At 72.6% G+C, this 12,614-nt stretch carries 8 protein-coding genes; 7 read left to right on the top strand and 1 reads right to left on the bottom strand.

Annotation, left to right across the window (positions count from 1 at the left end; genetic code table 11):
* The first annotated feature begins 65 nt into the window (after positions 1–65).
* The 6 genes from LQ326_RS25040 (at position 66) to LQ326_RS25065 (ending at position 10,643) form a co-directional block, all read left to right on the top strand.
* A complete protein-coding gene (locus tag LQ326_RS25040) occupies positions 66–1,655 on the top strand; it encodes a SagB family peptide dehydrogenase (RefSeq protein ID WP_234539898.1) in 1,590 nt (529 codons plus the stop codon).
* Positions 1,656–1,746: 91 nt separating this feature from the next.
* The gene (locus tag LQ326_RS25045) at positions 1,747–4,515 is read left to right on the top strand and encodes a lantibiotic dehydratase (protein WP_234539899.1); all 2,769 of its coding nucleotides are present in this window, start codon (positions 1,747–1,749) and stop codon (positions 4,513–4,515) included.
* Positions 4,512–5,594, top strand: coding sequence for a lantibiotic dehydratase C-terminal domain-containing protein (locus LQ326_RS25050; RefSeq protein ID WP_234539901.1), 1,083 nt, complete (start codon positions 4,512–4,514; stop codon positions 5,592–5,594). Before LQ326_RS25045 ends, LQ326_RS25050 begins: the two co-directional genes overlap by 4 nt.
* 1,388 nt (positions 5,595–6,982) lie before the next feature.
* On the top strand, positions 6,983–7,939 hold the full coding sequence (locus tag LQ326_RS25055; protein ID WP_234540017.1) for an ABC transporter ATP-binding protein: 957 nt from the start codon (positions 6,983–6,985) through the stop codon (positions 7,937–7,939).
* Positions 7,936–8,688 (top strand): ABC transporter permease, encoded by a 753-nt coding sequence (locus LQ326_RS25060; protein WP_234539903.1) that lies wholly within the window; start codon positions 7,936–7,938, stop codon positions 8,686–8,688. The genes LQ326_RS25055 and LQ326_RS25060 overlap by 4 nt, the downstream gene beginning before the upstream one ends.
* Positions 8,685–10,643 carry a TOMM precursor leader peptide-binding protein gene (locus tag LQ326_RS25065; protein ID WP_234539905.1) on the top strand — a complete coding sequence of 653 codons (1,959 nt, stop codon included), beginning with the start codon at positions 8,685–8,687 and terminating at the stop codon, positions 10,641–10,643. Before LQ326_RS25060 ends, LQ326_RS25065 begins: the two co-directional genes overlap by 4 nt.
* A 186-nt stretch (positions 10,644–10,829) precedes the next feature.
* Here LQ326_RS25065 and LQ326_RS25070 read toward each other — a convergent pair whose 3' ends face one another.
* Positions 10,830–11,003 carry a thiazolylpeptide-type bacteriocin gene (locus tag LQ326_RS25070; protein ID WP_234539906.1) on the bottom strand — a complete coding sequence of 58 codons (174 nt, stop codon included), beginning with the start codon at positions 11,001–11,003 and terminating at the stop codon, positions 10,830–10,832.
* A gap of 174 nt (positions 11,004–11,177) precedes the next feature.
* Between LQ326_RS25070 and LQ326_RS25075 the strand changes: the two genes are divergently transcribed.
* The gene (locus tag LQ326_RS25075) at positions 11,178–12,593 is read left to right on the top strand and encodes an amidohydrolase (RefSeq protein ID WP_234539907.1); all 1,416 of its coding nucleotides are present in this window, start codon (positions 11,178–11,180) and stop codon (positions 12,591–12,593) included.
* Positions 12,594–12,614: the final 21 nt, after the last annotated feature.

A 12,614-nucleotide genomic window follows, 5' to 3' on the forward strand; every position in this document is an offset into this window, starting at 1 on the left:
TCACCGGCGGTCCGGGTCCCGGACCGTCGCACGCACCCACCACACGAGCAGAAGAGGAAGTGACCATGGGATACGCCCATGAGTACGCGACCGCGGTGATGCGGCGGGGCCGGATCCCCATGGAGCCGGCCGACTTCGTACCCGACTGGTCCGACCGGCCCCGCAAGGGCAAGTTCTTCCCCGGCGCGCCGTCCTTCCCGCTGCCCGACGGCGGCTGCGCCGACGACGCGACCCTCGGCCGGGGCCTGTTCGGACAGCGCGGCACCGGCGTGTTCACCCTGCCGCTGCTCGGGGCGATGCTGCGCGACTCCTACGGCCTCACCGGCCGGCGTCTGGCCGTCCAGGCCAACACCGACATGGGCTCGCTGCCGTTCCAGTCCCATGCCAACTGGTCGCGCGGCACGGCCTCAGGCGGAGGCCTCTACCCCATCGGCGTCCACTGGATCAGCGGTGCGAGCGGCCCGCTGACACCCGGGATCTACTACTACGACACCCCTCGCCACCGTCTGACCCGGCTGCTGTCGGGCGACGTCACGGGGGAGGTCCGCGCCGCGCTCGGGGACCTTGAGGAGGCCGCCGGCACCGACCAGTTCCTCGTCCTCGGGGTGACGTTCTGGCAGAACTCCTTCAAGTACAACAGCTTCTGCTACCACGCCGTCACCATGGACATCGGCGCGCTTCTGCAGACCTGGCGGATGTGGGCCCGCGCCCACGGCCTCCACCTGGGCAGCGCCCTGTGGTTCGACGAACCCCGCCTCGGCAGGCTGCTCGGCCTGGACCCCTCGCAGGACGGCGTGTTCGCCGTCGTACCGCTGCGCTGGGCCGGCCGGACGCCCGCCGTGCCCGCCCCGCGGACCCCCGAAGCCCGGGTCCGTCGTGTGCCCGACGAGAAGTCCCGCCGGGTGCTGTCCTTCGAGACCCTGGACCGCATCCACGCCGCGACGCTGGAGGGGGCGGCCGACCGGCCCGCACCCGGCGCCCTCGACGCCGCCCTCGCCACGCCGGCCGCCGCAGGGGAGCGCATTGCGCTGCCCGAGCCCGCACCGCTCGACACGCCCGTCCGGCGCGCGCTGCGCGAACGCCGCAGCAGCTTCGGGCGGTTCACCGCCGTCGCACTCCTGGACCCCGCCCGGCTGTCCGCGGCCCTCGCCGCCGCCGTCGCCGCGGGGACCCTCGACAGCGACACGGAGTCGCCCGGCGGCGCGCCCCTCACCCGACTGTGCGTCTTCGTGAACCATGTGCGCGGCGTGCCCGCCGGTCTGTATGAATACGACCGGGAAGCAGGCGAGTTGGCGCTGATGAAGGCCGGCGACTACGGCGCCTTCCTCCAGCAGAACTACTTCCTCGCCAACTACAACGTGGAGCAGGCCGCGGCCGTCCTGGTCCCTCTCGCCCGCACCCACGCCGTACTGGACGCCGTCGGCGACCGCGGCTACCGCCTGGTCAACGCGGCCGTCGGCGCCACCGCCCAAGCCGTCTACACCGCCGCCTCGGCATGCGGCACCGCCTGCGGTGTCGCGCTCGGCTTCGACAGCGTCTCCTTCGAGGAGGAGCTCGGTCTGGCCGAACGGGGCGAGATCCCGCTGCTGATCATGATGATCGGCCATGAGCGGCCCCGCCCCGCCGACTACTGCTACGACATCGTCGCCCCGTGACCCGAAGAGCCCACCGCTCGGCCCCGGCACATCGGCGCCGGCGGCGACCGCTTCCCCGACGGCAGCGCAACCGACACGAAAGGGGGAGGGCGTGAGCCCCACCGCCACCACCGGCCAGCAGGCCCCGGACACCGCCGGCGCTCCCGCGGCCCTGCACAGCCGCTTCATGCTGCGCGTCGCGGGACTGCCCGCCGACACCGTGGTCGCCCTGCGCGCCCCGGAGGCCACCGCCTGGGCCGCCCGGACCGCCGCGGAGGAGGACCGGCTCGTCGTCCTGGGCGCCCGGTTGAGCGACCCGCTGTCCGACGCGGTCGGCGCCACCGAGGACGCCGCGCTCCGGCGCCGCCTGCTCGCCCTGCGCCGACAGGTCTTCAACAACCGTCTGCCCGGCGACCTCGCCGCGGCCCACACCCTCGCCGCCGGACTCGGCGGCACCACCGGAGCGGACCTCGCGGCCTGGCTCGAGGCCCGTGCCCGCTGGGAGGAACTGCGCGCGCAGGGCGACACCGTCCTCGCCACCGGACTGAGCCGCACCCGGGCCGCGCTGCGCGCCCTGGCACACGACGACCGGCTCCGGCGCGGCCTGCTGCTCGCCTCACCCACCCTGGAGGAGCGCCTCGACGCCTTCGCCGCAGACCCGGCGCCCGTACCGGGCAAACGGGCCCGCAAGATGGAACGCTCGCTGCTGTCCTACCTCTACCGAACCGCCTGCAAGACCAGTCCGTTCAGCACCCTCACCGGTGTGGCACTCGGTGGGTTCGAGACCCGCGATGCGAACGGCGCACCGTCGGGCACCAGGATCGGCGACGACTGGACGGGCCACCCCCGCCTCAACGTCGTCGTCCTCACCCGTCTCGCTGAGCTCGTGGCGGCCGACCCGGAACGCCGTGCCGACCTGCCGGTCGCCCTCGCCTCCGGCTGGAAGGTCGACGAGGACCGCGTCCGCTACGTCCAGCGAGCGGTCACCGCCGGCGACGACAGCGCCCCGGTCAGCTTCGACGCCGCCCAGGACCGCCTGTTCTTCCTCCGCCGGCAAGGCGCACTCGACGGGATGCTGGCACTGCTGCGGGACCACGGCGGTACCCTCCGCCACGGCGAACTGTGCCGCTGGCTGGCCGACAGCACCGGCGCCGGGGACGAGGAAGCCGGGCACTACCTCACCGCGCTCCGCGACCTCGGGATGCTGCAACTGCCCAGCCTCGCCACGGCCGTCCACAGCGGTGATCCGCTGCGCGCCTTCCAGCGGTCGCTGCGCGCGCTGGAAAGGCCCTGGGCCGACGCCCTCGCCGCGCGCCTGGACGGCCCGGCCGACGCCCTCGCGCGCTACCCGCAGTCGAACGTGCCCACACGCCGCGGCCTTCTCGCCGGAATCCGCGCCGCCCTCCTGGACCTCCAGGCCGACCTCGGTGCCGAGCGGCCGACGCTGCCGCAGACACTGGTCTACGAGGACGTGTCCGCCGGCACCACCTCCGCCGACCTCACGGAGTGGGCCTCACTCGCAGCCGCCCCGCTTCGCTCGATCGGTCGCATCCTGCCGGCCTTCGACGTCGCACTCCCCCAGCGGCTCACCCTCAAGGGCTTCTTCCTCGCCCGCTTCGGGCGCGGCGGGCGCTGCGAGGACCTGCTGCGACTGGTCCACGACTTCCATGAGGACATCTTCCGCCAGTACCTCCAATTCACCGCTGCCAAGGACGACTTCCTCCCCGACGGCAGCCACGCCCCCGAGGAGAACTGGCTCGGCATGCCTGAGGTCACCGCCGTCGACCGGGCCCGAGCCGCGCTGACCGCGCACATGCGCGAAGCCTGGGCCGAACTGCCGCAACCGGCGCAGGAGTTCGTCCTCGACGACACCGTCGTGGACGAAGTGGCCGCCGAACTGGCCTGCGCCGCGCCGGCCTTCCAGCCACAGAGCCACTTCCTCCAGCTGGCCCGTCGCGACGGCGACCCGCTCGCCGTGCTCAACAACTCCTTCGGCGGTCTCTGCTTCCCCTTCACCCGCTTCACCCACTGCTTCGACGGGCCGGACGGACCGGGGCTGACCGCGGCACTGCGCGAGGAACTGCGCGGAGTGCTCCCGCCCGGTACCGTTTTCGCCGAGATCACCGCCGGTGCCGTCACCACCAACCTCAACCTGCACGGCCGGCTCACCGACTACGAGATCGTCTGCCCCGGTGAGCACAGCACCGCCCCCGAGGAAGCCCGTCTGCACCTCGACGACCTGTACGCCGTGCACGACGCCGAGACCGACCGCCTGGTCCTGCGCTCCCAGCGCCTCGACCAGGAGGTCGTACCGCTCTACCTCGGCTACCTCGTCCCGATGGTGCTGCCCGAGATCCCGCGCACCCTGCTGCTGTTCTCCCCGACGGCCCGCTCCGTGCTGAACGTGTGGCGCGGGGTGCCGGCCGGGCCGGACGAGGCAGGCGTCACTCACCGGCCCCGAGTGCGGCACCACAGCCTCGTCCTCCAACGGCGCTCCTGGACGGCCGCCTACGGCAGCCTCCCGCTGCGCGCCCCCGGTAGCGCCGACGGCGAGTGGTACCTCGCCTGGCACCGCTGGCGCACTCGGCACGGGCTGCCCGCCCGGGTATTCGCCACGGTCCACCAGGAGACCGCCGAGGGCGAGGACGGTGGCTGGTTCGGCGGATCCAAGCCCCAGTACGTCGACTTCGAAAGCCCTCTCTCACTCACCGCCCTCGAAGGACTCCTCGCAGGCAAACGCGCCCGCACCGTCTTCGAGGAGATGCTCCCGGGCGAGGACGAACTGCACGTCACCTCCCCCCGCGGCCGGCATGTCGCCGAACTCGCCGTCGAGATACTGCCCGCCCCGCCCGGCAGGCCCGAAGAGGACGGAAACCGATGACCGCACCCACCGCTGCCTCCGCCGACGGCGGGACGCCCACCCCGCAGGACGCGCCCGGCGACTGGCTGGCCGTGCATGTCTTCTACGCGGCCAGCCCGAGGCCGCTGCTCCTGCAGTGCGTCAGACCGCTGGTGGACGCCCTTTCCGCAGAAGGCCTGCTCGACGGGTACTTCTTCATCAACTACTGGCTCGAGGGCCCCCATCTGAGGCTGCGTCTGAAGGCGGCACGCGCCGCGGACGTCCCTGTCGTCCGTGAGCGGACGCATGCCGCGCTCGCCGCGTTCCTGCGCGAACGCCCGGCGCTCTACGAGGTCAAGGCCGGTTTCCTCGCGGACCTCTACGAAACCCTCTTCACCCTGGAGTACACCGAGGACCAGCGCGCCCAACTGCTCGGCTCCGACGGGCGGATGCGGCTGAGGCCCAACAACACCTTCGAGGACCGCCCCTACGAGCCCGAATACGGCAAGTACGGCGGACCGGCCGGCGTAGCACTCGCCGAATGGCACTTCCAGCACTCCAGCGACCTGGTCATCGAAGCCACGCGGAGCATGAACCTCCACCTGCGGACCGTACTGCTCGGACTGTCCGCCCAGCTCATGATGGTCATGTCAGGCACCTTCCTCCCCGACGACACGGCCCTGCTCACCTTCCTCGACCGCTACCACGCCTTCTGGAACAAGGCGTTCAGCGGCACCGACTACACCGCCGACAAGGGCTACGACCGCGCCTACACCGCCATGGGCGCCAGTCTTCCCGAGCGCTTCACCCGCATCCGGGACGCGGTGGCCCACGCGGAGCCCGGACGCCTTCCCGCGTTCCTGCGCGGCTGGTCCGCGCACTGCGCCGAGCTCCGAGACCGTGCAGAGGAACTGGCCCGGCGGGGCGAGTTGACCTTCCGCTCCTGGGACGACACCCGGGACATCCACCTGACCGACCCCGCGCAGGTCCTGCCGATGCTGCTCTCTCCGTACATGCACATGACCAACAACCGGCTGAGCATGACCATCCGCGACGAGGCATTCCTGTCATACGTCCTCGCCCGCGCCCTTCGCGCAGGCGCTCCGGAGGACCGCGGATGACCACCGACGCTTTTCTGGCGGCACGGCCGCGTGTCCGCCCCGAGGTCCTCATGGGCCCCAGCCTGGTGCGCGGCACGGCACGCATCCATCTGCTGAAGGACCCGCGTACCGGGCATCGGATGGAGATCGGTCCCAAGGAGCACTTCCTCATAACCCGCCTGGACGGCACCCGCAGCCTCGAGGAGATCGGCCACGAGTACGCGGGGGAGTTCGGCGCGCGGCTCGGCCAGGCGCAGTGGGCACAGATGCTCAAACTGCTGCACGGCCGCCGCCTTCTCGACGGCGGCCCCGCCCCCGCCCCGGCCGCGTCCGCACCATCGGCACCAATCCAGCGGCCGAGCGGTCTACTCGCCGGCCGCAGCCGCCTGGTCGCCGACGCTCCCGCCCTCATGGACCGGCTCCACCGGGCCACCGCACCCGCGCGGCGCCCCACCGTCCTGGCCCTGCTCACCGCCCTGGCCGCGGCGCTCCTCGTCGCCGTCGCGATTCAGGCCGGCACCCTGTGGCAGCAGACCGAGCACACCGCCGGACAGCCCGTACTGCTGCTCGCCGTGGGATGCGTCCTGTGGTGCAGCCTCGCCCTCCACGAGCTCGCCCACGGCCTGTTCGCACGGGCCTGGGGCGGTCGCGTCACCGAAATCGGACTGCGCTGGATCCTCGGCGCCACCTACCTCTACTGCGAGATCGAGGACGTGCAGTTCCTCGGCAGCCGTGCCCGCAAGGTCGCCACCGCCTGCGCCGGGGTCTTCGCCAACCTCCTTTTCCTGGTCCCCTTCTATCTCCTGTGGGCACTACTCCCGTCCGGCGCCCAGGCCCACCCGGCACTCGGCGCGCTGTTGTTCCTCGGCGCCGTGTCCGCCGTCGCCAACCTCCTGCCGCTACCGCCCCTCGACGGCTACAAGGCCCTCGGCCACGCCCTCGGCATCACCGGACTCGCCCAGGGCAGCCGCACCTTCGCCGTACTCGCCGTCCGTGCGCTGTTCCGCCGCGGACCCGCCATCACCGCCTACCCGGCCCGACTGCGTCTCGCCTACGGCGGGTTCGCTCTGCTCACCGCCGTCCAGAGCGCCGCACTTCTCGCGCTGCTCGGCGCGGCATTGCACACCGCCCTGCCGGACGACGAGGCGGCCCTCGGCTGGTGGCTGCCGCCCGCCCTGCTCGCCGCCGTACTGCTGCTGTGGGCCCTCGGCGCGCGCGCCCGCACCCTGCGCGCCCGCAACGCCCCACCACCCGGAACGACCCCCACGGCACCCGCCGAGATCCCCGGTGGGCCTCCCAGGCCCACCACACCCCCCGACAGCCCTGCGGAGCGCCCCGCCCCGCAGGGAGCGGACACCGGGCGCCCCCAGAGCGGCCCGGATCCGACGTACCACCGAAGGAAAGGCGAGATGAGCGGACCCGACAGCGAAGCCGAGGCCGTCCACGGCGGCAGTGCGACCGAGACGGTCATCGTCCTGGAAGGACTCACCAAGCGCTACGGGGAGGTGACGGCTCTCGACAACGTCTCGCTCACCGTGCGACGCGGCGAGTTCTTCGGAATCCTCGGCCCCAACGGCGCAGGCAAGACCACCCTGGTGGAGATCGTCGAGGGAATGCGCGAGGCCGACTCCGGCACCGTCACCCTTCTCGGCCAAAGCCCCTGGCCGCGCGACACCACGTTGTTGGCCCGGATCGGCGTGCAGACCCAGGCCTCGGCGTTCTTCGCCCGCCTCACCGCCGGCGAGCATCTGCGCACCGTGGCCGCGCTCTACCGGACGGACCCCGCCACGGTCCCCACCGCCCTGAAGCGGGTCGGCCTCACCGACAAGGAGAATGCCCGCATCGACCACCTCTCGGGCGGTCAGCGCCAACGTCTCGCCGTCGCCACCGCACTGCTCCACGAACCCGAACTGATATTCCTCGACGAGCCGACCGCGGCCCTCGACCCCGAGGCCCGGCGCGAACTGTGGGACCTGCTGCGCTCGCTGCGTTCCGAGGGCCGCACCATCGTCTGCACCACCCACTACCTCGACGAGGCGGAGGCCCTCTGCGACCGAGTGGCGATCATCGCCGACGGCCGTCTGGCCGCCCTCGACACGCCCCGCAACCTCATCCGCTCCCTCGCCGCCCCCGCCCGGCTGCTGGTCCCCGCCGGCCGGATCAGCCCCGACGCCGCGCTCGCACTGGAGGGCGTGGACCGGGCCACCGTCGAAGGCGACGACCTCGTCATCGAGACGACCGCCGCAAACCGCGTGCTCACACGCCTCGGCGACCTGATGGACATCGAGTCCGTCACCGTCCGCACCGCGACCCTCGAAGACGCCTACCTCTCGCTGACCGGACACGGAACGGAGCACAGCCGTTGAGCGCGTACGCCGCACTGACCAGGGCCACGTACGCCGCGAGCGTGCGCGACAAGACGACCCTCTTCTTCACCTTCGCCTTCCCCCTGGCCTTCCTGGTCCTCTTCGGGCTGATCTTCCAGGGCCAGCAGGTCAAGGGCGGGCTGAGCTCCATCAACTACATCGCCCCGGGTGTCCTTTCCTGGGGCCTCGGCAACGCCGCCGTCTTCTCCGTCGGTTTCGCCCTCATGCAGTGGCGCCGCGACGACCTGCTCCGTCTCATCTGGCGCACACCGACCCCGCTGCGCACCCTGCTCGCCTCCCGCTGGACGGTGGCGCTGGCGGTGGCCTGCGTCCAGACGGTGCTGTTCACCGCCGTCGCCCTGCTGCCCTTCTTCGGCCTCGAGCTGAACGGCCCCTACTGGGCGGCGGTGCCCCTGCTGATCCTCGGCGTGACCGCGTTCCTCGCCCTCGGGCTGCTGGTGGGCAGCGTCGCCAACACCCCCGAGGCTGTCGCGGCCATCGCCAACATCCTGATGGTGCCGATGGCCTTCCTGTCGGGCTCGTTCTTCCCCGACGACCTCATGCCCGGCTGGCTGCGCACGGTCTCGAAGGTACTGCCGCTGCACTACCTCAACGACGGGCTCACCGACGCCATGGGCGGTCGCGGCGGCCTCGGCGACATCGCCGCGGACTGCGCTGGGCTCGCCGTCTTCGCAGTGATCTTCGGCCTGATCGCCACCCGGATCTTCCGCTGGAGCAACCGCACATGACCACTGCCACCGCCCCGGCACCGGCCGCGGCACCCCTCGAGGCAGCCCGCGCGGATCTCCAGGTCCGCCTGGCGGCGCGTGCCGCCGGGGCCGGACTGCCCGCGCCCGCCGTCTCCCGCATCGGTGACGTCAACGTCCTCGGTGAAACGCCCGGACAGGCCGTGCCCCCGGACACGGCGTCCGTCCATCTCACCGCCCAGGCCGTGCTGCTGGGCCCCTGGGGCGGTGCGCCGGAGGCGGGGGCCGCGTGCGGCGTCTGCCTGGCCATGCGGCGCCAGCGGCTGCGCACGCGCACCGAGCGGGAGGCGCTGGAGACCGGCATCGAGACCATCGCCGCAGGACCCTGGCCCGCCCTGCCCGATCACGTCGTCGACGCCGTCTGGTGGCTGCACCGCCTCATCGTCTCCGGCGGTGCCCGGCACACTCCGGACGGAGCGGACGCCGCCCTGCCCCGGGTCACCGAACTCGACCTGGAGACACTGCGGGTGCGCACCTTCCCACTGGTTCCGGAGCCGATGTGCCCGCACTGCCGCCCGTTCACCGAGGAGGCCGCGCACCGGGCCGAGGCGGAGGCCGCCGTGGCGCCGCTGGTCTCGCGCCCGAAACCGCGTCAGGACGCCCAACGGCTGCGCGGGCCCGCCGACTACGCGCTGCCCGTCAAGGGCCTCGCCAACCCGGTGTGCGGGGTGCTCGGCGGCGGTACCTGGACGGACGTCACCTCGCCCACGACGGCGCCGGTCGCGGGCAGCGTGTTCATGCGCGGATACGCCGGGCTCACCGACGTCACCTGGAGCGGTCAGGCCAACTCTTTCTCCCGTAGCCGCGAACTCGCCTGGCTGGAGGGCCTGGAGCGCTACGCGGGCACCCACCGCCGCCACCGTGCCCCCGTCGTCACCGCCTCGTTCGAGGAATTGGGCGATCGCGCCCTGGACCCGCGCATGTGCGGTCTGTACGGGCCGCGTACCTATGCCGAGGATCCGATGGTCGCGCCGTTCGATCCGGCCCGGCCCATGCCCTGGGTCAACGGCTGGTCCCTGCGCGACGAACGGCCGGTGCTGGTCCCGGCCCGGCTCGTCTACTACAGCGCGGGCACGCACGACGACAACTTCGTCTTCGAATGCTCCAACGGCTGTGCGATCGGCGGGACTTTGGAGGAGGCGGTCCTCTTCGGGCTGCTGGAACTGGTCGAGCGGGACGCCTTCCTGCTGGGCTGGTACGGCGATCTGCCGCTGCCGGAGATCGACCTGGACTCGGTGCGCACTCCGCGGGTGCGGGCCATGGTGGCGCGGGCCGCGCTCCAGGGTTACGACGTCCACGTCTTCGACAATCGGGTCGACCTGCCGCTGCCCGTCGTGACCGGCCTCGCGGTCCGGCGCGACGACGAGCCGGGCACCCTTGCGTTCGCCGCCGGCGCCTCTTTCGACCCGGAGACGGCCGTGGAGTCCGCGATCTCCGAGATCCTCACCTACATTCCGCACCTGCCCCGCCAGGTGGCCGAACGGCCCGCGGAACTCGCGGCGATGGCCGAGGACTTCGATCTGGTGAAACGGTTGCCGGACCATGCCGCGCTGTTCGGCCTGCCCGTCATGCGCCGGCACGCCCACAACTACCTCCACCCGCAACGCACGGCCGCGCTCGATGAGTTGTTCGCCGGGTGGGAGGAGCAGCAGCCCCGGACCGGGGATCTCCTCGACGACCTGCTGTTCCTGCGCGATCTGCTCGTGGGCGCCGGGTGCGACGTCATCGCCGTCGACCAGACCACGCCCGAGCAGCGGCGGATGGGACTGCGCACGGTTGCCACACTCGCCCCCGGGCTGCTGCCGATCGACTTCGGCTGGCTGCGGCAGCGGGCCCTTCACATGCCGCGCCTGCGGACCGCGCCGCACCGCGCGGGGCTCGTCCCGGCGCCGCTCGCGGAAGAGGATCTGCGGCGCGTGCCGCACCCGTTCCCCTGACCGGTCGTGGCATGGGTCCTGCCGGGTCGCGGCCCGGGAGCCCCCCGTGCCCTGGCCGGGGGTTGCGGGGCTCCGGAGCGGTCGTCGGCCGGGACGCGCCGTGAAGGCCGGGCCGGAACCGGCCCCAGCACGCCGAAGACCCCCGGCACGCTTGCGCACCGGGGGTCTTCGGGACCGACGCGGACGTCAGGCGGTGCAGGAGGTGGTGCTGGTGGTGCTGGAACAGGTGCTCGTCGAGGAGCAGCTCGTGGAGGAGCCGAGCATGACCTCGCTGGCGTCCGAGTAGTCGGTGATCTCGAAGGTCTCCGACTCGAGGTCCAGGATCTCCTGGGCGAGGGAGGAGAGGGTGGTGTCAGCCATGACGACTCCTTCTGCGTTCGGGGACGGAACACCGGACGGGACAGTCCGGGCCGGCGGCGGGCGGAACCTGTCCGAGACTTCCGGGCCTGTCGACACGTCCTTTCTACGCGGCGCCGCGGTCACCGCCATCGCCGTTCGCTGTCACCCCGCTGACACCACCCAGGAGTTCAGACCGTGAGCACCCGATCCCACAAGCCCGACAGTGCCGCCGACCATGAGCGATCAACACGGGTGGCAGACGTCCTCCCCGGCCTGGAGGGCCTGTTGGGACCCACCGTCGAGCTGTATCTCGACCTCCACCGCCATCCCGAACTCTCCGGCACCGAACGGCGTACGGCCGCCCGGTTCGCCGACTGGCTGGACGCCGACGGCTTCCGCGTGCTGCGAGGTGTCGGTGGCCATGGCGTCGCGGCGGAACTCCGCAACGGCGCAGGACCCGCCGTCCTTCTGCGCGCCGAACTGGACGCCCTGCCCGTGGCCGAGGAGACCGGCGTGCCCTACGCGAGCAGCGCCACGGCGTCTGGGCCCGACGGGCGGCCCGTCCCGGTGATGCACGCATGCGGCCATGACGCCCACCTCGCCTGTGTGGCGGCGGCGGCCCGCTGGCTGGCCGGCCGGCGCGACCGTTGGCGCGGCACTCTCCTTGTCGTCGGCCAGCCCGCCGAGGAGACCCTCAGCGGCGCCCGTGCCCTGCTGGAGGACGGCCTGTACGACCGGATCACGCCGCCCGACGAGGTCCTGGCGCAGCACACCGCGCCGTTCCCGGCGGGGATGGTGGCGCACGCCGACGGGCCGGTGATGGCCGGGAGCGTGACACTGGAGGTGCTCTTCGAGGGCGACGGCGGTCATGTCGCCACCCCTCATCTCACCGCCGATCCGCTGCTCGCCGCCGCCGGTGCCGTGGTACGGCTCTCCGCCGTGGCGGCCCGCGAGGCCGATCCGGCCGAGCGGCTCGTGGTCACGGCCCCGTCGTTGCGGACCGGGGACACCGGGCGGATCGGGAACGTGATCGCCACCCGGGCAGTGCTGCAGGTCACCGCTCGTGCGTTCGCGGAGGCCGCGCTGGATCGGGCTGCCGCCGCCGTCGAACGTGTGGTGCGTGCCGAGGCCGCCGCCGCTGCGGTGCCGCCCCGGGTCACGGTCACCGTGCTCTCGCGGTCCGGGGTCACCTTGCCCGATCGGGAGGTCACCGCCGCCGTACGTGCCGCCCACGGGGCGTTGTTCGGTGCCGCCCGTGTCACCGGATGGCCGGGTTCCGCCGCCACCGAAGACTTCCCGCTCCTCACCGGTTCCGGTGCGCATCTCCACGGGAGGCCCGGCATCCGCGGTGCCTACTGGATGCTCGGCGCCACCGGTCCCGCTCAGTGGGCGGCCGCCCCCGGCACCGGTGCCGCCGCCAAGTTGGGCGGTCTGCCGGCCAATCACTCACCGCGCTTCCTGCCGAGTGTCCGTCTCACTCTGGAGACGGGGACGGCCGCGCTGGTGTCGGCGGCGCTGGCGAGGCTCGGGAGGTCCGAGGGGGCGCAGCCGGGCGTGCGGGCCGCCCTCACCGGCGAGCGGGCGCACTTGCCGGCGGCGGGTGAGTCGTGAGCCAGTGCCGCCGCCCGGGTT

It is taken from the genome of Streptomyces shenzhenensis, from assembly GCF_021462265.1.
In the GTDB taxonomy this organism is placed as follows: Bacteria; Actinomycetota; Actinomycetes; order Streptomycetales; family Streptomycetaceae; genus Streptomyces; species Streptomyces shenzhenensis.